This is a genomic window from Geothrix alkalitolerans (assembly GCF_022808885.1).
Classification (GTDB): Bacteria; Acidobacteriota; Holophagae; order Holophagales; family Holophagaceae; genus Geothrix; species Geothrix alkalitolerans.
In genome coordinates this window covers 206,826-226,234 of the sequence record NZ_JAKZLE010000006.1, presented here as the reverse complement: position 1 = coordinate 226,234, position 19,409 = coordinate 206,826, and the positions used below count along the sequence as shown (strand labels likewise).

The window sequence follows — 19,409 nt, the reverse complement described above, 5'->3', positions numbered from 1 at the left end:
GCGACACTCAGGATAATGCCAGGCGGCTCACGTGCCGCCCCCGGGACCCGATTCCAGCGGTTTCGCCCAGTGGCGGAGCCGGGGGGCGAAGGCCAGGAACAGGAGCGGTGACAGGACGATGAAACCGAATACGTGCCGCGGGGCGTGGGCCCCCACCAGCAGCCAGTACACCAGTCCGTAGAGGCTGCTCAGCTCGAACAGGGCCGCGTAGAGGAGGGTCTCCCGGAGGACCACGCCGGCCTGCTGCGCGGCGGGGATTCCGGGAAAGGCCTTCAGCACCGCCCCGCGCCGCCAGAGCACCCAGGCGGCGGAGAAGAAGACCAGGCCGGTGAAGAGATGGCCCACCTGGAGATACGTCCCCTCAGGCGGATGGCTCCCGGGTGGCAGGAGACCGCACAGGATCAGGGCGCCGACGAGGATGGGCGTGCCGAGGCAGAGGGCCAATCCCACGAGGCGGGCTTGGCGGCAGGCCATCCGGAGGTGCTCGGGCGCCTCGATCACGCGGCCTCGGAGGCCTTGACGCGGATCTCCCCGAACGCCTCGCCCTGGACCAGGGAGATGCGGCCGGTCCGCACCAGTTCCAGAAGGGCCAGGAAGGTCAGCACCAGCTCCTCCCGGGTCCGCGCCGGGCCCAGCAGGCCCTGGAAGGGCTTCCACAGGCCATCCTGGAGATCGCGGAGCACCTCCATCACCCGCTGCTCCAGCGTCTTGGGCTGGGTCCGCACCTCCACCGGCGGCGGCGGGAGCAGGCGCTTGAGGGCCTCCCGGTAGGCGCCGAGCAGGTCGAACAGCGTGGCCCGGATGGGCTCGTCCTCCACGCGCTTGTGGTCCTCCAGGTCCAGGCCCGGGGCAAAGGCCACCTTCTGCCAGTCGGACTCGCGCTCGGACAGGGCCTGGGCCGCGGCCTTCACCTGCTGGTAGTCCAGCAGGCGCTGCACCAGCGCCTCGCGGGGATCCTCCTCGCCCGATTCCTGGGGCGGACGGGGCAGCATGAGCCGGGACTTGATCTGCAGCAGCTGGGCCGCCATGGCCACGAACTCCGCCGCAATCTCCAGGTTCAGCTCCTCCATGAGCTTGAGGTATTCCATGTACTGCCGCGTGACCTCCGCCATGGGCAGGTTCAGGATGTCCAGCTTCTGCTCGTGGATGAGGTGCAGAAGCAGGTCCAGGGGGCCTTCGAAGGCCGACAGGTGGAGCGCAAGCCCCCGGAACTTCGTCTCGAAGCCCTTGGGAGGCTCGAAGGTTTTTGGAACCTCCGGCGCAGGCGCACCTTCAGCCATGGATTCGGGAACTTCCTGGGGGGTGTCGGACATGGGGCCATTCTACCTCGCCAACGGGCGCCCTTGAGCGACAATGGAAAGCTATGGCCCGACCTCCTGTCCTCCCCGGCCCCCGCCCCGACTGGCTGAAGATCCGCGTGCCGGCGCCAGAGGTGGTGGCGGAGGTCGAGGGGCTCATCCGCGAGCAGCGGCTGGTGACGGTCTGCGAGGAGGCCCGCTGCCCCAACCTGCATGAGTGCTGGGGCGTCCACCGCACGGCCACCTTCATGCTCATGGGTGACGTCTGCACCCGGCACTGCGGCTTCTGCAATGTGGGCAAGGGCCGCCCGGGCGAGCTGGACCCGGAGGAGCCCCAGCGCGTGGCCGAAGCCGTCGCCCGCCTGGGCCTGAAGTTCGCGGTGGTCACCTCCGTGAACCGGGACGACCTTCCGGACGGGGGTTCCGCGCACTTCGCCGCCACCATCCAGTGGATCCGCACCCTGTCGCCCCACTGTGGGGTGGAGGTGCTCATCCCCGACTTCCGCGGCCGCGAGGCGGACCTGCTCACGGTGCTGGAGGCCCGGCCCGATGTGCTGAACCACAACGTCGAGACGGTGCCCCACCTCTACCGGCGGGTGCGGCCGGACGCCGACTACGCCCAGAGCCTCGCGGTGCTGCGCCGGACAGCGGAGTGGCGCGATGTCCACGCCCCGGCCATGCGCGTGAAGAGCGGCATCATGGTGGGCCTGGGGGAGACGTCGGAGCAGGTGCTCGAGCTGATGGCCGACTGGCGGCACAGCCGCGTGGACATCGCCACCATCGGCCAGTACCTTCCCCCTTCGGAGCTGCACCTGCCCCTGGACCGCTTCGTGGAACCGGCCGAGTTCGACCTGTACCGCCGGAAGGGCCTGGAGATGGGCTTCCAGCGGGTGGAGTCCGCCCCGCTCGTGCGGTCCAGCTACCACGCGAAGGAGAGCTTCGAGGGCTAGGCCCCCGAAGCTCTCCCGACAGGCTTCTCCCGGCGGGCGCCGAGGCTCAGACCGGGGCGTGCTCGCCCTGGCCCAGGAACTGCTTCTCGAAGGTGGACCAGTCCAGGGTGCCGGCGGCCAGAGGCGTCTCCGCGGTCCTGAAGCGGGTGATCTCTTCCTGGTACCAGTCGATGACGGGCTGCCCGATCTTGAGGGCCGCCAGCTCGCCGGCCAGGTCGCTGGGCGTCATCAGGCAGACCCAGCCGCGATCGTAGGGGCTGTGCATGAGGTCGGAAGGCGAGGAGAGAAGGCCCTCATTGTGGTGCTCGACGCTGCCGCTGAGCGGCGCGGCCACGTGGACTTCGCCGGAGGCGCCCTTCAGGGTGAACAGGATGTCGCCTTTCCGCACTGTCTTCCCCCGTTCCGGAAGCACCACGCCCTTCACCGAGCCGAGGGCCTTCCGCACGAAGTCGTCGATGCCCACGCGGATCTGCCCCTCGGGCTCGATGCGCACCCAGGCGTGACCCGTGGACAGGAACGCGCCGCCGGGCACGCAGAACTCGCTGGCGGACAGGACCTCGGCCATCTCCGGCGCCACCACGCGCACATTCGGGCGCCGCTGGGCCTCGAGCCGGGCCTCGCGCTTGATGAGGATCTTCTTCGCGAACTCGGCCAGTTCGTCGGCCGTGAAGGGCTTCTGGACGTACTCGCAGGCCCCGAACTGGAGGGTCTGCACGGCGGTGTCGATGCTGCCGTAGCCGGTGATCACCACCACGTCCAGGTCTGGCCGGAGATGCTTGGCCGCCTTCACCACGTCCACGCCATCCATGTCCGGCATCTTGAGGTCCGTGAAGAGGAAGTCATAGTCGTGGCGCTGGATCAGGCCCAGGGCTTCGGGGCCGTGCTCGACGGTGTCCACGCTGAAGCCTTCGAGCACCAGGATCCGCCGGAAGGAGTCGAGCACCACGGCCTCGTCGTCCACCGCCAGGATCCTGGCCTTGGGATTGGGGACCTCCACGCGCTTCAGGCTCTTGGCTTCGTAGGTGAAGTCGAGGTGGATGGCGGTGTTCAGCACCGCTTCCCGGGCCTGACGCTCGCGCTTCTCCCGCATGCGGCGGAGGCTCGTGCGCACCAGGAAGTCGATGCCCACGAAGGCGACGAACATGAAAAGGATCAGCAGGGCGGTCATGGGGACCTCCTAGGTGGTGGTGGGAATGAGGAGTTGGCCGGTGCCCTCGCCGGAGCCGGCGGACGCGGGGATGCGGAGGGTGAAGCAGGTGCCCTGGCCCGGGTCGCTGTGGACCTCCAGGGTTCCACCATGGGCTTCCACGATGCCCCAGCTCACGGCGAGGCCCAGGCCCGTGCCATGGCTTCCCTTGGTCGTGTAGAACGGCTCGAAGATGCGCGGCAGGTCTTCCGGCGGAATGCCGCGTCCGTTGTCCTGGACGAGCATTTCCACGGAGCCCTCTGAGCTGGCCCGCGTGGTGAGCTTGATGATGCCGCCGTCGCCGTTGATGGCGTCTCCGGCGTTCAGCAGCAGGTTCACGGCCACCTGCTGGATCTGATTCGCGTCTGCGTGAACCACAGGAAGCTGGGGTGCCAGGTCCAGCGACAGATCCACCTGGTTCAGAGACAGCTGAGTCATCACCACGGACACAGCCCGCCGAACCACCTCGTTCAGATCCATGGGCTTGCGGGCGGGCGGGGTGGGCCGGGCGAAGTCGAGCAGGCCACGGATGATTCCGCGGCACCGGACGGTCTCCCGCACGATCACATCCAGGTCATCGCAGGATTCCTTGTCACCGTCCAGTCGCTTGCGGAGCAGGGAGGCGTAGCTCAGCACGCCCGTCAGGGGGTTGTTGATCTCGTGGGCCACCCCGGCGGCCAACCGGCCCACGGAGGCCAGCTTGTCCGCCTGGGCAAGCTGGCGCTGGGTTTCGGCCAGCCGCTGGGACATGGTGTTGAAGGCCCCGGCCAGCTCGCCCAGCTCGTGGTTGCCGCTCACGGGGATGGTGGTGCCGAGATCCCCCTCGCCCACCCGGCGGGTCCCCGCCACAAGGGCCGCCACGGGCTTGACCACCAGGCTCCGGTTGAGGAGCCAGAGGATCAGGCCGCCTGCCAGGATGGCCACGGTGGCGGAAAGCCCCATCAGCATCCGGCTGCGGCTGATCTGGCGGTCCACCTCGGCCAGGGAGACGTTCACATCAAGGACCCCCAACAGGCTCTGCTTCGCGCTGTGGGCGTGGCAGGCCGCCGTCGAGCAGGAAGGCTCATTGGGGATGGGGTTGATGAGCCCCAGGACCCGAGTCCCGTCCGGCGCGCGGAAGGTGCGGGCCCGGGCCTGGATGCCGAGGCGCTCCAGGGGACGACCCTCGGCATGGCACGCGTAGCAGGCCTCGCCGCGGATATCCAGGCTGGTGCCGATCTCCTCCTCCGCGGAGGAGAACATGATGCGACCCTCCTTGTTGAACACCCGCACCTTCCGGATGCCCTCCCCGCGCAGATCGCCCACCGCCCGGATCTGGCGGTGCAGGTTCTCCCGCCGGTTCTCCAGCATGTCGAAGTGGGTGGCGCTCTTGATGGTCTCGCTGAGCTGGTCGGCGCTGCGGGTACGTTCGGCGAGGAGCTGCGCCGTGTGGGATCGGAGGACGGCGAAGGCCATGCCTCCGATCACCGCCGCGGTCGCGAGCCCAGCGCCCAGGACGAGCCGCGTGCCGATTCGGGTTCGCATGCCTAGCCTCTCCTCGGCAGCTCCTTCGAGCCTGCGACCGGCCCCTCGGGGAAGACGGAGAAGGTGCGGACGGCGAAGGCGAAGACCGCCATGCCGATGGCCACGAGGCCGAGGGAGACGGTGATCTCCATGGCCGAGGGGAGGTAGCGGGTGCCGGAAGCCGCCTCCATGCCCGTGATGCTCACGTTGAGGCGGTTCATGACGAACCCGAGCACCGCGAGGAAGGCGCCCGCCACCAGCCAATCGGGGTTCGTGCGCAGCCTCCGGAAGGACATCAGCACCACAGGCAGCACCACGCCCAGCGCGAACTCGAGGAGGAACATGCGCCCTTCATAGCCGAGGTCGAAGATCGTTCCGAACGCATGGTTGCGGGCGATCCCCTGCAGCCGCATGAGGCCGTAGATGCCGAGCGCCACCACCATGCCCCGGGCCAGGGGCTCGAGCAGATCCATCTCCAGGTGGCGGTGGAAGGCCCGCTTGCTGAGGTAGGACTCCAGGACGATCATGCCGATGCCCGCCCCGATGGCCGAAATGTAGAAATGCAGCGGCAGCATCGGCGAATACCAGAGCGGGTGCAGCTTGCTGGGAACGATGAGGTAGAGGGACCCCAGCGACGACTGATGGAGCGTCGAGAGGATCACGCCGAGGATGACCAGGGGCGTGATGAGCTGGTGGATGAACTTCGCCGGCGCGTGGAAGCCGAAGTACTCGAAGACCACTGGCGAGAACTCCACTGCCAGCACCGTGGTGTAGAGCATCACGCACCAGGCCACCTCGAACATGACTGAATGCGTGTTCCAGTAGACGATGGCGTGCCAGATGCGCCATGGCTGGCCCAGGTCCAGGAGCAGCGCCACGATCACGAAGGCGTAGCCCAGGAAGCCGGTGAGGATGGTGGGGCGCACGATGGGTTCGTAGCGGCGCAGGTTGAATAGATGGACCACCGCCGTGAGGGTGAAGGCCCCGGCGGCCAGGCCCACGCCGCAGAGGAGGTCGAAGCCGATCCAGAGCCCCCAGGGGAACTGGTCGCTCAGGTTGGTGACCGCACCCAGCCCCTTGGTGTAGCGGATCACCGAGACGGCGCAGAACGCGAGGAAGAGGACTCCGAAGACGGCGGTCCAGAAGCCAGGGCGGAACCGGCGTCCAGCCAGCGTGGCAGGCGTGGTGAGCGTGGTGTTCATGACCGGTCCTCCCGTCCGTGGCCTTGTCCATTGCGGCCGTTCCCGTTTCCGTTGGCCGCGGCCTTCGCCACCTCCTCCCGCCTGGCGGTGATCCAGTGCACCCCGTAGAGGAAGACGGCCCATACCGCGACGAAGTCCGGGATGTTGGACAGCACCTGCCAGGTCTTCATGGCCGGGGGCTCCCCGGGCAGGTTGGACTTCAGGCCCAGCTTGTCGAAGGGCACGTTGGAGATCATCAGGACCGAGGTTCCACCGGCCTCCGTGAGGCCATAGATGTGGTCGACATAGGCGCCGGGCTTCTGGCGGATGCGCGTCCGGGCCTCCCAGATCAGGTCCTCCTTCTTCCCGAAGATGGTGGCCTCCGCCGGGCAGGCCTCCGCACAGGCGGTGGGCTTGCCCTCCTTGAGTCGGCCCGCGCACATGATGCACTTGCCGACCACGGGCACGGGGCGGTCCCACTGGTACTTCGGGATCTCGAAGGGGCAGGCCATCATGCAGTAGCGGCAGCCCATGCAGCGCTCGGCATCGTAGACCACGGGGCCTTCCGGCGTCTTCTTCAGGGCTCCCACGGGGCAGACGGAGGCGCAGGTGGGCACTTCGCAGTGCATGCACAGGCGCCGGACGTTGAGGCCCTCCCGCTCCTGGACCGTGGTCCAGGTGTAGGCCGTCAACACCTCCTCTACCTTCCCCGGTAGCTTGTTCTGCTCCTTGCAGGCGGAGCTGCAGGCGCCGCATCCGATGCAGCGCGTGGCGTCAAAGAGAAGGCCCATGCCCATGGGTTCTCCTGCTTTTTCAAGGTGCCCGGGAGACATTCCCGGGGATTCGGAAGAAGCATCCATTCGGCAGAATCCATAGTCAACCCCTTGGTAGCAATTAAAAATGACGATGTTGTCTGATATAAGAAAAAAGCCTCGCTTGCGCGAAGCAGTTCCCAGGAACGGCGCGGGTTAGGCTGTCCGGATCTTGCCGCCAGCCCACCCCATCGGGAGAGGTTTCCCCCTCCCTCCTCAGTCCCCCTGCGGGTGGGGTTTTGTCACATCGCAACCTGTTCTTGGGACGTCAAAGTCCCCTTTATCTCGGCCTGAGACGAGAAACGCCCCGCATGCGCGGGGCGTTTCTCTGACAGCTGAAAGCTGATGGCTGACAGCTGCTTCTGATCAATACAGGTCTTCCATGTCGCGACCATGTGGGTCGCGAAGCAGGCTCCAGTGGAGCCTGCGAAGCGGGGCCCCACAGGGAGCGAATCACGACCGTCAGAGCATTCCCCCAAACACCCCTCTCCAGTGCACACCAAAAAAAGGCCCCGCAATCGCGGGGCCTTTCCACTTACCGCAGAAGCGGCTGATCAATACATGTCTTCCATCCCGCCCATGCCGGGGCCGGCCGGAGCCGGCGCCTTGGGCTCGGGAAGCTCGGTGATGATGGCTTCGGTGGTCAGCATCATGGCGGCCACGGACGCGGCGTTGCGCAGGGCGGACTTGGTCACCTTGGCGGGATCGACGACGCCGAACTTCACCATGTCGCGACCATGTGGGTCGCGAAGCTGGCTCCAGTGGAGCCTGCGAAGCGGGGCCCCACAGGGAGCGAATCACGACCGTCAGAGCATTCCCCCAAACACCCCTCTCCAGTGCACACCAAAAAAAGGCCCCGCAATCGCGGGGCCTTTCCACTTACCGCAGAAGCGGCTGATCAATACATGTCTTCCATCCCGCCCATGCCGGGGCCGGCCGGAGCCGGCGCCTTGGGCTCGGGAAGCTCGGTGATGATGGCTTCGGTGGTCAGCATCATGGCGGCCACGGACGCGGCATTGCGCAGGGCGGACTTGGTCACCTTGGCGGGATCGACGACGCCGAACTTCACCATGTCGCCGTACTCGTTGGTGGCGGCGTTGTAGCCGTGGTTGCCCTTGGCCTCGCGCACGGTGTTGACCACCACGGAGCCTTCGACGCCGGCATTGTTGGCGATCTGGCGGAGGGGCTCCTCCAGGGACTTCCGGACGATTTCGACGCCCGTGGCCTGGTCGCCGGCGGCCTTCAGCTCGGCGAGCTTGGGCAGGCTGCGGAGCAGCGCGACGCCGCCGCCGGCCACGATGCCGTCCTCGACGGCGGCCTTGGTGGCGTGCATGGCGTCTTCCACGCGGGCCTTCTTCTCCTTCATCTCGGTCTCGGAGGCCGCGCCCACCTTGATGACGGCGACGCCGCCGACGAGCTTGGCCAGGCGCTCCTGCAGCTTCTCCTTGTCGTAGTCGCTGGTGGAGACCTCGACCTGGGCGCGGATCTGCTTCACGCGGCCCTGGATGGCTTCGGTGGCGCCGGCGCCCTCGACGATGGTGGTGTTCTCCTTGTCGATGACGATCTTCTTGGCGCTGCCGAGATCAGCCAGCGTGAGGTTCTCGAGCTTCAGGCCCAGGTCCTCGCTGATGGCCTTGCCGCCGGTCAGGATGGCGATGTCCTCGAGCATGGCCTTGCGGCGGTCGCCGAAGCCGGGGGCCTTCACGGCGGCCACGTTCAGGGTGCCGCGGATCTTGTTCACCACGAGGGTGGCCAGCGCCTCGCCGTCCACGTCCTCGGCGATGAGCAGCAGGGGGCGGCGGCTGTTGACGACCTGCTCCAGCAGGGGCAGGAGGTCGCGCATGTTCGAGATCTTCTTCTCGTAGGCCAGGATGTAGGGGTTCTCGAGCTCCACCTTCATCTGGTCGGGATTGGTCACGAAGTAGGGGCTGAGGTAGCCGCGGTCGAACTGCATGCCCTCGACCACGTTCAGCTCGGTGTCGCGGCCCTTGGCCTCCTCGACGGTAATGACGCCGTCCTTGCCGACCTTGGCCATGGCTTCCGCGATGATCTTGCCGATCTCCTCGTCGCCGTTGGCGGAGATGGTTCCCACCTGGGCGATGGCATTGCCTTCGACGGGCTTCTTGATCTCGTCGATGGCCTTCACGACGGTGTCGACGGCCAGGTCGATGCCCTTCTTGATCTCCATGGTGTTGGCGCCGCTCACGACGGCCTTGATGCCCTCGCGGTAGATGGCGCGGGCCAGCACCGTGGCGGTGGTGGTGCCGTCACCGGCGATGTCAGAGGTCTTGGAGGCGACCTCGCGCACCAGCTGGGCGCCCATGTTCTCGTGCTTGTCCTTCAGCTCCACTTCCTTGGCGACGGTGACGCCGTCCTTGGTCATGAGGGGGGAGCCGAACTTCTTCTCGATGAGGACGTTGCGGCCCTTGGGGCCGAGGGTGACCTGCACCGCGTCGGCGAGCTTGTTCACGCCGCGCAGGATCGCCTGGCGGGCATCTTCGGCATAGATGATGGACTTGGCCATGTGTGTCTCCAGATTGGAAAAGGTTGGAATCGGATCGGAATCAGGCTGTCAGCTACCGGCCATCCGCTGATGGCTGACAGCCGAAAGCCCCGTTAGCCCACGATCGCCAGGATCTCGTCCTCACGCACGATCACGTGGTCGACGCCGTCGATCTTCACTTCCGTGCCACTGTACTTGCCGATCAGCACCTTCTGGCCGGCCTTCACGGACATGGGGTTGCGAGTGCCGTTCTCGTTGATCTTGCCTTCGCCCACGGCCACGACCTCGGCCTCCATGGGCTTCTCCTTGGCGGTATCCGGGATGATGATGCCGCCCTTGACGACTTCGGCGGGATCGACGCGCTTCAGCACGACGCGGTCGGAGAGGGGCTTGATGGCCATGAGACCTCCTTGGAAAGAAAAGAAAGAAACGAATGGGACTGTTAGCACTCGGCCACAGCGAGTGCCAAGTCTGTCATCGGCCCCCGACCCGGTCAAGCAGGATCTTCCTGAATGGCCATAAATCTTAGTATGTGTAATTCATATTTTCTTCCGTCAAATGTCAGATACCCAAATGCGAACCAGGAGCCCCCGCAGGGTGTAGCCTCAATTTCATGGAACACCTCGCCATCCTGCGCGACCTGCAAGCCACCCTGGACTACCTTCGGACCATTGAGCGCGACCTGTCGGCCCTGCCTCCGGATCTGGCGGTCCTGGACACCCGGCTCAAAGCCATCGAGAAGCAGACGGCAGAAAAGACCAAGGCCCTGGAGTCTGCCCGGGTCCACATCCAGGTGAAGACCAAGGAACTGGCCCAGGCCCAAAAGGAAGAGGAGCGGGCCCGCGCCGCCGTGAAGACCACCAGCCAGAAGGTGCAGTACGCGGCGGCCATCCGCGAGCTGGACGAGAAGGAGCGGCTGAAGTCCTCCATCGCCAGGCCCCTGAAGGCCCTGGAGACTGAAGCGAAGGCCCTGGAACAAGCCCTGGAGACCCTGGAAGCCGAACGGGCCACCCTCAAGGTGAAGTTCGACGAACTCCATTCGGTTTTCCTGGACGAGCATGCCAACCAGGTCGAGGGGCGCAAGCAGCTCCAGACCAAGCAGGCGCAACTGGAAGCGAAGCTCTCGACCACCGAGGTCACCCGCTTCCATCGGCTCGCCGGCGCCCGCCAGGGGCGGGTGGTCGTGCCCGTGGAGAACGGCGCCTGCACCGGATGCCACGTCAAGCTGCGCGGCCCCTTCCTCTTCCAGCTGAAGGAGGCCAAGGGTCCCGTGGCCTGCGAGTCCTGCCAGCGGATCCTCTTCCTGCCGTGAGCCTGGCGGACCGCGTCGGGGCCCTGCGGGACCGCATCACCCGCGCCTGCGAGGCTGGGAACCGGAACCCCGGAGGCATCGAGCTCCTGCCGGTTTCGAAGAAGCAGCCCCTTGCGCTGATCCAGGAGGCCGCCGCCCTCGGGTTCACGCGCTTCGGCGAGAACTATGTGCAGGAAGGCGCCGACAAGGCCGCGGCCCTGCCCAACCTGGCCTTCGTGCTCCTCGGCCCCCTCCAGCGCAACAAGGCCAAGCCCGCCCTCCAGCACTTTGCCGAGATCCAGAGCCTGGACCGCCCCGAGCTGGCGGAGCGCCTGCGCCACCTCGCGGAGGAACTCCAGGTGGTGCGCCCGGTCTGGATCCAGGTGGACCTCTGGAACGAGGCCACCAAGCTGGGCGGCTGCGCCGAGGCGGACCTGCCCGCCTTGATCCAGGCCCTGGGCGACGACCCCCGCCTGCCCCTGCGGGGCCTCATGGCCATCCCCCCACCCGAGGACGAAGCCGCCTTCGCCCAGCTGGCCGGCCTGCGCGAGCGGCTGCAGCAGGACCTGGGACGCCCGCTGCGCCTCAGCATGGGCATGAGCGCCGACCTGGAGGCCGCCATCGCCGCGGGATCGGACCAGATCCGCATCGGCACCGCCTTCTTCGGCGAGCGGGTGTACGCCCGCTGAGCCATCCTGTCCGGGGGTAGGGCCTCGCAGTCCCATCGGCTTCGTGGTTCGATGGCTCTTTCAGCCCTGGAGCTTCCATGACCACGATCAAGACCGCCACGGCCTCGCTGCCCGTCTCCGCCGACGTGCTGTACGCCTTCCTCTCGGACCTCTCGAAGCACCGGGCCTTCCTGGAGCCGGCCGCCATGAACTTCCAGGGTGAACTGGACCGGCACAGCTACGTCATCGAGGTCATGGGCATGAAGATGCCCCAGGAGCTGGTGGTGAAGGAGCGCGTCCCCGGCCAGCGGGTGGTGCTGGTGCCCGGCGCGAAGAAGATGTTCGACCACGAGCTGCGCTTCGAGATCGCCCCCGCCGACGGCGGCTGCACCCTGCGCCTGGTGGACGAGGCCGACATTCCCATGATGATGGCCATGATGGGCGCCGAGAAGCTGCTCCAGGGCCAGCTCGACAGCGGCCTGGCGCGCATCCAGGAACTGGCTGGGGCCGGGCAGATCTGAAAGATCAAGGAATGGAATAAGCGGAGGGAAGCGGAGGAGCTGAGGAGAGCGGAGGAGGAAAACCTTACTGCGATGTTTTTCTCCGCTTTCCTCCGCCCCTCAGCTCTCCTCCGCGTACTTCATTCTTTTCATGAAAGGATGTCTCAATTCCCGGCATGACCTTGTATCGGGCACACCGCCCACATCCCGGAGGTTCCATGCGCCCCGCCCTGCTGCTCGCCGCCCTGCCTTCGCTCCTGGTCGCCCAGGAGTCCGTCACCACGCTGAAGGACCAGAAGGCCCTGGCAGTCACGATCTACAACGACAACCTGGCCCTGGTGAAGGACACGCGGGAAGTGCGGCTGCCCAAGGGCGAGTCCCGGCTGGCCTTCCAGGAGGTGTCGGCCCAGATCCGGCCGGAGACGGCCTTGCTCCGGAACCTGACGCACCCCAAGGACTTCTGGGTGGCGGAGCAGAACTTCGACTTCGACCTGCTCACGCCCCAGAAGCTGCTGGAGAAGTACGTGGGCGAGAAGGTGACGGTGGTGCGCAGCGTGCCCAACGAATCCGGCGCGGGCGCGAAGGAGGTGCGCGAGGAGGCCACGGTGCTGGCCACGAACAACGGCACCGTCCTCCAGTTCGCCGACCGCATCGAGACGAGCATCCCGGGCCGCCTCATCTTCCCGAAGGTGCCCGGCAACCTGCGGGCCCGGCCCACCTTGGTCATCAGCCTGAACAGCGGCGCCGACCGCGAGCATAAGCTGGAGCTGAGCTACCTCACGGGCGGCCTCTCCTGGCGGGCGGACTACGTGGCCAACCTGGCCGCCGATGAGAAGACCCTCGACCTCAGCGGCTGGGTGACCCTCACCAACCAGAGCGGCGCCGCCTACCCCAACGCCACGCTCCAGCTGGTGGCGGGGGATGTGAACCGGGTCCAGCCCCGTGCGGAACGCGTATACGCCATGGCCGAGATGGCCGCGAAAGCCGCTCCGCCCCCCCCGCGCATGGCCGAGGAGAGCCTCTTCGAGTACCACCTCTACACCCTGGACCGCCCCACCACCCTGGCGGTGAACCAGACCAAGCAGGTGGCGCTCCTCAGCGCCAGCGCGGTGCCGGTGCGGAAGGACTACCTGCTCCAGGGCCAGACCTACTACTACTCCGGCAGCTACGGGGACCTGGGCGACAAGCAGAAGGTGGGCGTGTTCGTCGAGTTCGACAACAAGGAGGCCAGCCGCCTGGGCATGCCGCTGCCCAAGGGCATCATCCGCGTCTACAAGCGGGACGGCGAGGGCCGGGCCCAGTTCGTGGGTGAGGACAGCATCGACCACACGCCCAAGAACGAGCTGGTCCGCCTGAAACTGGGCGAGGCCTTCGACATCACCGCGCGACGCAAGCAGACCGACTACAAGAGCCTCGGCAAGCAGGGAAAGTACGGCTTCGTGCACGAGTCCGCCTTCGAGATCGAGCTGAAGAATGCCAAGAAGGAGCCCGTCACGGTCACCGTGCTGGAGCCCATGCCCGGCGACTGGGAGGTGCTCCAGAGCAGCCACCCCTGCACCAAGGCCGCCGCCGGCACCGGAAAGTTCCAGGTGGCCGTCCCGGCCGAAGGCAAAGCCACGCTGACCTACCGCGTGCGAGTGAGGTGGTAGGGCGAAGAGGGGCATGTGGGCAGTGCGGACCTGCGCCATACTGAACTGCCATGCCCCTCCCCGCCCGCTTCCTCGCCCGTCTGCGACGCCTGCCCCTGCGCCTCCGCGGGCGGCTGGGCGGCGGCACCGAGGGCCTGCATCCATCGAAGCTCAAGGGCGCGGGGCTCACCTTCGTGGAGAACCGGCCCTACGTGCCGGGCGATGATCCCCGTTTCATCAACTGGCCCCTGACCGCTCGCACGGGCGAACCGATCATGAAGCGCTTCGAGAGCAGCCGCGACTTGGTGCTGTGGCTGGTGGTGGACCCCTCGCCCTCCATGTTCCTGGGCGATCCGGTCTCGCCGTTGCGCTGGGCCATGGAGTTATGCGGCGCCGCCTTCGCCACCCTCCAGGCCACCGGCGACCGCTTGGGCCTGATCGTCCCCGGCGACGGCCGCACCCCGGCCCTGCGCATCGCGCCCAAGCGGGGTCGCATCCACGGCCTGCGCATCCTGGAGACCCTGGCCGAGCGCGGCCCCTCCATTCCCACGGAGGCCGCCTGGCGCGAGGCCCTGGGCCACTGGGGCGAGCATGGCAAGGGGCACCGCCTTTGGCTCTTCAGCAACGGCGCGGGTTTGCAGGGCCTGGCGCCCCTCCTGAAGCCCCTGGCCACGCGGCACCGGCTGGTCTGGTTCCAGCCGGAGACACCTGAGGGGCCCAAGGCCCCGACCTGGCCCGACCCGGGCTTCTCCCCCGCCATCGAGCGGCAGCGCTGGGACCTCCTGGAGGACCCCATCGTGAAGCTGAATGCCTGGCTTCGGGCGGGGGGGGCGTAGGCATGGGTGGTTCCTCTGATTGCTCGTCCCTGCTCGGAATTCGCTTGCGAATTCCGAGCGCCATCCTGATGGCGGCGAGCCTGACGGCTTCCGCCTCGCCCACCTGGAAGGCGTCGGGCCCGCTGAAGCTGGGCGAACTCCAGGTGCTGGAGCTGCGGGAGGAGGATCCCGCCGCGCCGGCGCCGCCGCGGCCCACGGTGGAGGACCGCCTGGGGCCCCTGCGCCTGCGTTCCATGGAACCCCTGCCCGATGGGCGGGGCTGGCGCTTCCAGGTGCAGGCCCTGGAGCCGGGGCAGGCGGTGATCCCCGCCCTGGACCTGGGCAATGGCCAGCGGGCTCCGGAGCTGCGGCTTGAGGTGCCCCGAACCATCCCTTACGGCGGACCCTGGGTGGGCTTCGGCGGTGGGAACGAGGATCTCCTGCCCGCCATCCCCTTCCCCTGGGCCTGGGCCAGCCTCCTGCTGCTGCCCCCCCTCGCGCTGGCCTTCTGGATCATCCGCCGCTGGCGGAAGGGCTCAGCCAAGCGCCACCTGCACCACGCGACCCAGGTCTTCCGCCGGCACTGGCCCCCGGCCCGGCGGGATCGCACTGCCCTCGACGCCGCCCACGCCCTGGGCCGCGACCTGCTGGCCGCCCGGTTCGGGGATGCCGCCCGCGCCTGGGGTCCCGCGGAGTTCCAGGCCCGCAACCTGGGCCCCTGGGACCAGTGGACCCGGAGCCTGGATGCGGCCCGCTTCGGCCGGACCGAGCCGCCCTTCCCGGCCCCGGAGCCGCTGGTGGCCGCCCTGGACGCCCGCGGCGACCAGAAGGGGGACGCGTGATCGCCCTGCGCCAGCCCCTCCTTCTGCTGGTGGCCGTGCCCCTGCTGGTCTGGGCCTGGCGGGTGGTCTACCGGTGGGGCATCCCCTCGTCGCGACCCTCCAGCGCGTTGGCGCGCCTCAGCTCCCACTGGCTGCCGCCGGTGCTGGCCCTGGCCCTGGGCCTGGCCGCCGCCGGTCCCGAGTGGCGCCGGCCCGTGCGGGGCGAGGCCCCCGTGGTGGACTTCGCCGTGGTGCTGGACGGCAGCAGCAGCATGAAGATCCTCGACCGGCCCGACGAGGATCGCTGGCATGCGGCCCGCCGCACCCTCGCCCAGTTCGTCCAGCGTCGGCCGGATGACCGCTTCGCCCTCATCCTCTTCAGCGCCCACCCGGTGACCCTCAGCCCCCTCACGGCGGACCACACGAGGCTGCTGCGGATGCTGGCCCGCCTCGACCTCGACAGCCGTGACGACGGCACGGCCATCGGCTCCGCTCTCATGACCGCCGTGCGGCGCCTGGAGGACAGCCCCGCCCGCAGCCGCGTGATCCTCCTCATCACGGACGGGGTGCAGAACCGCGGCCGGGTGACCCCCGTGGAGGCCGCGGAAGAGGCGCAACGCAACGGCATCCGCATCCACGCCGTGGCCATCGGCAACGACGGCGAGAGCCTGGTGCCCCTGGAAGGCGGCGGCTTCGCCCGCCTCCGCGTGGAGGTCGACCACGCCACCCTGAAGCAGGTGGCCCACCTCACCGGCGGCGAGTCCTTCAGCGCCGAGGATCCGGGCGGCCTGGCCCGCAGCCTCGCCTCTGTCGACCAGCTTGAGAAGACGCTCCTGCCCGTGGACCAGCCCACGGAAGGCGAGCCCTTGGCGCGCTGGTTCCTCCTGGCGGCGGCCCTGCTGGCGCTGCCCCTGGCCGCGGACCTCGCCTTCAAGCGCGGTAAGCCCCGGCCCGCCTGGATTGAAGGGAACTAGACCATGGCCCTGAATCCACTCATCGCGCCCTCCCGCCTGGACCAGCTGCTCACCCAGGTGGAAGTCCCCGAGGCGTTGCGGAGTGCCGCCCTGGAATGGGCGGATCGCCTCGCCAACTACCAGGGGGGCGTCCTCAAAGAACAGGCGAATCGCAGCCAGTTCCTGAGCCTCCTTTTCCATCAGGGCCTGGGCTACCTTCCCAACGGATCCGTGTCGGCGGACCAGCCCTACACCATGCGGGAGGAGCACAAGACCGAGGCCGATGGCGACCGGCCCGATGCTTCCTTCGGCCGGTTCGGCGGCAGCGATGGGGAAAACGCCACCTATGCGGTCTGCGAGCTGAAAGACAGCGACACGGATCTGGACAAGGCCCCCAAGGGCCCCTACGCCATGAGCCCCGTCCAGCAGGGCTTCTCCTACGCCGACAAGCACGCCCACGCCGAGTTCATCCTCGTCTCGAATTTCCGCGAGCTCCGCCTGTACGCCCGGGAAGCCCGCCAGCTCAAGGCCTGGGTGTTCGAGTTCCACCGGCTCCAGCACGAGGACCGTAAACGGGTCCTGCGGGAGTTGGCCTTCTTCCTCGATCCCGCCAACCTCATCCCGGCCCAGCCGGGCCGCCGCCCCCGCCTGCTCGAACAGATCCAGGCGGCGCCGCTGGAGCAGGAACGCATCACCCGGGCCTTCTATCAGGAGTTCCGCGCCGTTCGCGATGCGGCCCAGGGCCACTACCAGCGCCTGCTGAACGACCAGAACGACCCCCAGGCCCCCGCCAAGGCCCTGCTGGCCGCCCAGAAGCTGCTGAACCGCACCCTCTTCGCCGGGTTCGCGCAAAGCCGCCACCTGCTGCCGGACGGCCTGATCTCGGATCTTCAGGAACACACCGGGCATCTTGAGGAAAAACCCCTGTACCGCAACCTCCAGATGCTCTTCAAGCACCTGGACAAGGGCTTCCGGCGCGAGTTCCGCGGCACCCACGCGGTGCTCGAGATCCAGGGATTCAACGGCGGGCTCTTCAAGAAGGACGATGTGGTGGATGGCCCCGCCTTCGCCCTCACGGAGGAGCTGGCCCGGCACTTGTTCCACCTGGCCGACCGGGACTTCGTGACCGAGCTGCCCGTCAGCGTGCTGGGCCATTGCTTCGAATCCAGCCTGGGCGATCTCGACGCGGCCCGCGGGGACCGCCAGGAAACCCGCCACAGCGACGGCATCTACTACACCCCCGACTGGGTCACCCGCTACATCTGCCGCCACACCCTGAAGCCCCTGGTGGAACAGCGCATCGCGGCGTCCCTCCAGGCCACGGCCCAGACGCTGGGGCCGCGCCCCGGCAGTGGCGACGAGGCTGCTCTGTGGGCGCTCCAGGCCTTCCACACCGCCTGGAATGCCGTCGCCGACCTGCGCATCGTGGATCCCGCCTGCGGCAGTGGCGCCTTCCTGGCCATGGGCCTGCGGGTGCTGCGCGAACTGCTGGAACCCACCTACCGCCAGGCCCTGGAAGCGGCCTCCTCCCTGCCGGACGTGCCCGAGGACACGGCCCACGAGGATATGCCGGGCTTCAAGATCATCCACGACACCCCCCGCAGCCGGGCCCTGGCGGCACTCCGGAACCTGGCCCCGCTGGAGCGCTGCTTCTACGGGGTGGACCTGCATGCCGAGGCCGCCCTGCTGGCGCAGCTCTCCCTCTGGCTGGAAAGCGCCACGCCCGGCCGCAAGCTGGCCAACCTCGGCGAGCAGATCCGCGTGGCCAACAGCCTCACGGCGGATTGGCGGCAGCTCTTCCCCGGCGTGGAAGCCTTCGACGCCGTCATCGGCAACCCGCCCTACGTGCGCATGGAGCTGTTCAAGGACCAGAAACCCCACCTGCGCGCCGCCTTCCCGGAGGTCCACCAGGAGCGGGCCGACCTCTACTGCTACTTCTTCCAGCTCAGCGCCCAGCTGCTGCGGGAAGGCGGACGCTACGGCATCATCGTCAGCAACAAGTGGCTGAAGGCCCAGTACGGCCAGCCCTCCCGCGCCTTCCTTAAGTCACGGTTCCAACTTCAGGCTCTACAGGATTTCGGAGAGCTATCAGTTTTCCCGGATGCGACCACTTATCCAATGACCATGCTTGCGACCAAGCGTGCAGGTGGAACTGCGGCCCCCCTACGATTTACAAAGATCCCCAATTTGCCTCACACAGACGCCGAGTTGGAGGTTCTTGATGTCGCCCACGGTCATGCCGTGCCCGTCACCCAATTGGGAGACGAGGCTTGGCTGCTGGTGGATGAGGCCCGTGGCGCCGCCTTCGCCACCCGCAAGACCAAAGGCATCACCCTACGCGAGTATCTAGGAAACGCGTCAATCTGCCGGGGTATCGTGACCGGCTTCAATGACGCCTTCTGGCTGTCCCAGGCCCAGCGGGACGCCCTCGTGGCGGCCAATCCTGACGCTGCGGCCATCCTCAAGCCCCTGGTCATCGGCGACGAGGTGCGTCGCTGGGCCCTGCGCCAGGATGAGCCCCGCTTCCTCATCTACACACCCAAGAACCGCTACACCGAAGCCGAGTTCCAGGATCGCTTCCCGGCCGTGGCCCAGCACCTGAAGCCCTTCCGCAGCCTCCAGAAGAACGGCAAGGCCGTGGGCCTGGATCACCGCGCCACCAACCAGGCTTGGTTCGAGTTGCAGCAGGCGCAGGAAGCGTATGAATCGCTCTTTCTCGGTGGTGGAATCGGCTTCCCAGATATGGCTCAACACCCAAGATTTGCCAACTTGAAGCCTGCATTCCTGATCGACAACACATGTTTCATGATTCCGAAATTCGATCCATGGGTTTTGGCGGCGTTAAATTCTCAAGGCTCGTTTCAGCAAATCAGAACCATCGCGGCCTCGGTACAGGGCGCGACTATTAGATTTAAACGTCAGTACGTTGAAGAGCTTCTGATTCCAGAATTACCGGCGGAATCACCTGCCACAACGATTGTGTCTTCTCTGATCTCTCAGTCAGATTCCATCGAATCCCACCGCCGCGCCTTCCTCCGCTTCCTCCGCCAGGACGCCCCCTGGCAGCTCGCCACCGTGGGCGAGAAGCTGGAAGCGTTCTGGGAGCTGGACGAAACCACGGCGCTGGCGGAAGCCCTGAAGCGGCGGAACAAGAAACTGAAGGAACCCACCCTGGGCGACCGCGACTTCCTGAAACGTTCCTGGCGCGAGGCCCGTGAGCCCATCCTGGAGCTGCGCGGCAAGATCGCCGCCCTCGAAACCGAACTGGATGCCGCCGTGGACGCGGCCTGGGAGGCCTGA

General features: G+C 67.4%; 17 protein-coding genes and 1 pseudogene. 9 read left to right on the top strand and 9 right to left on the bottom strand.

From position 1 onward, the window contains the following. Positions 1-27: 27 nt before the first annotated feature. Complete coding sequence (locus MLJ35_RS12975; protein ID WP_243384695.1) at positions 28-501, bottom strand: hypothetical protein; 474 nt, start codon at positions 499-501, stop codon at positions 28-30. Next, on the bottom strand, positions 498-1,313 hold the full coding sequence (locus tag MLJ35_RS12970) for a segregation and condensation protein A (protein WP_243384694.1): 816 nt from the start codon (positions 1,311-1,313) through the stop codon (positions 498-500). The genes MLJ35_RS12975 and MLJ35_RS12970 overlap by 4 nt, the downstream gene beginning before the upstream one ends. Before the next feature lie 50 nt (positions 1,314-1,363). Between MLJ35_RS12970 and lipA the strand changes: the two genes are divergently transcribed. Then, positions 1,364-2,248, top strand: coding sequence for a lipoyl synthase (gene lipA / locus MLJ35_RS12965; protein WP_243384693.1), 885 nt, complete (start codon positions 1,364-1,366; stop codon positions 2,246-2,248). Between the two features lie 46 nt (positions 2,249-2,294). On the opposite strand, the gene MLJ35_RS12960 is transcribed toward lipA, so the two are convergent. The 7 genes and pseudogenes from MLJ35_RS12960 to MLJ35_RS12930 form a co-directional block, all read right to left on the bottom strand. Continuing rightward, positions 2,295-3,416 carry a response regulator gene (locus tag MLJ35_RS12960; protein ID WP_243384692.1) on the bottom strand — a complete coding sequence of 374 codons (1,122 nt, stop codon included), beginning with the start codon at positions 3,414-3,416 and terminating at the stop codon, positions 2,295-2,297. Between the two features lie 9 nt (positions 3,417-3,425). Continuing rightward, complete coding sequence (locus MLJ35_RS12955) at positions 3,426-4,958, bottom strand: sensor histidine kinase (protein WP_243384691.1); 1,533 nt, start codon at positions 4,956-4,958, stop codon at positions 3,426-3,428. 2 nt (positions 4,959-4,960) lie between these two features. Then, the gene (gene nrfD / locus MLJ35_RS12950) at positions 4,961-6,139 is read right to left on the bottom strand and encodes an NrfD/PsrC family molybdoenzyme membrane anchor subunit (protein WP_243384690.1); all 1,179 of its coding nucleotides are present in this window, start codon (positions 6,137-6,139) and stop codon (positions 4,961-4,963) included. Beyond that, entirely contained in the window at positions 6,136-6,915 is a 780-nt protein-coding gene (locus tag MLJ35_RS12945) for a 4Fe-4S dicluster domain-containing protein (RefSeq protein ID WP_243324503.1), read from the bottom strand. The genes nrfD and MLJ35_RS12945 overlap by 4 nt, the downstream gene beginning before the upstream one ends. 569 nt (positions 6,916-7,484) lie before the next feature. Then, positions 7,485-7,661, bottom strand: a pseudogene (gene groEL, locus MLJ35_RS12940) (chaperonin GroEL); the annotation flags it as partial. A 167-nt stretch (positions 7,662-7,828) separates the two neighbouring features. Further along, complete coding sequence (gene groL, locus MLJ35_RS12935; protein WP_243384689.1) at positions 7,829-9,454, bottom strand: chaperonin GroEL; 1,626 nt, start codon at positions 9,452-9,454, stop codon at positions 7,829-7,831. Positions 9,455-9,546: 92 nt separating this feature from the next. Further along, entirely contained in the window at positions 9,547-9,834 is a 288-nt protein-coding gene (locus MLJ35_RS12930) for a co-chaperone GroES (RefSeq protein WP_243296006.1), read from the bottom strand. Positions 9,835-10,046: 212 nt separating this feature from the next. Between MLJ35_RS12930 and MLJ35_RS12925 the strand changes: the two genes are divergently transcribed. From MLJ35_RS12925 to MLJ35_RS12890, 8 genes are all read left to right on the top strand, one after another. Further along, the gene (locus MLJ35_RS12925; protein ID WP_243384688.1) at positions 10,047-10,745 is read left to right on the top strand and encodes a zinc ribbon domain-containing protein; all 699 of its coding nucleotides are present in this window, start codon (positions 10,047-10,049) and stop codon (positions 10,743-10,745) included. Then, positions 10,742-11,413 carry a YggS family pyridoxal phosphate-dependent enzyme gene (locus MLJ35_RS12920; RefSeq protein ID WP_243384687.1) on the top strand — a complete coding sequence of 224 codons (672 nt, stop codon included), beginning with the start codon at positions 10,742-10,744 and terminating at the stop codon, positions 11,411-11,413. The genes MLJ35_RS12925 and MLJ35_RS12920 overlap by 4 nt, the downstream gene beginning before the upstream one ends. Before the next feature lie 77 nt (positions 11,414-11,490). After that, positions 11,491-11,913 carry an SRPBCC family protein gene (locus tag MLJ35_RS12915; protein ID WP_243324490.1) on the top strand — a complete coding sequence of 141 codons (423 nt, stop codon included), beginning with the start codon at positions 11,491-11,493 and terminating at the stop codon, positions 11,911-11,913. Between the two features lie 197 nt (positions 11,914-12,110). Beyond that, the gene (locus MLJ35_RS12910) at positions 12,111-13,541 is read left to right on the top strand and encodes a DUF4139 domain-containing protein (protein WP_243384686.1); all 1,431 of its coding nucleotides are present in this window, start codon (positions 12,111-12,113) and stop codon (positions 13,539-13,541) included. A gap of 50 nt (positions 13,542-13,591) precedes the next feature. After that, the gene (locus MLJ35_RS12905; protein WP_243384685.1) at positions 13,592-14,356 is read left to right on the top strand and encodes a DUF58 domain-containing protein; all 765 of its coding nucleotides are present in this window, start codon (positions 13,592-13,594) and stop codon (positions 14,354-14,356) included. Between the two features lie 44 nt (positions 14,357-14,400). Further along, on the top strand, positions 14,401-15,177 hold the full coding sequence (locus MLJ35_RS12900; RefSeq protein WP_243324477.1) for a hypothetical protein: 777 nt from the start codon (positions 14,401-14,403) through the stop codon (positions 15,175-15,177). After that, positions 15,174-16,130 carry a VWA domain-containing protein gene (locus tag MLJ35_RS12895; protein WP_243384684.1) on the top strand — a complete coding sequence of 319 codons (957 nt, stop codon included), beginning with the start codon at positions 15,174-15,176 and terminating at the stop codon, positions 16,128-16,130. Before MLJ35_RS12900 ends, MLJ35_RS12895 begins: the two co-directional genes overlap by 4 nt. 3 nt (positions 16,131-16,133) lie before the next feature. After that, complete coding sequence (locus MLJ35_RS12890; protein WP_243384683.1) at positions 16,134-19,409, top strand: Eco57I restriction-modification methylase domain-containing protein; 3,276 nt, start codon at positions 16,134-16,136, stop codon at positions 19,407-19,409.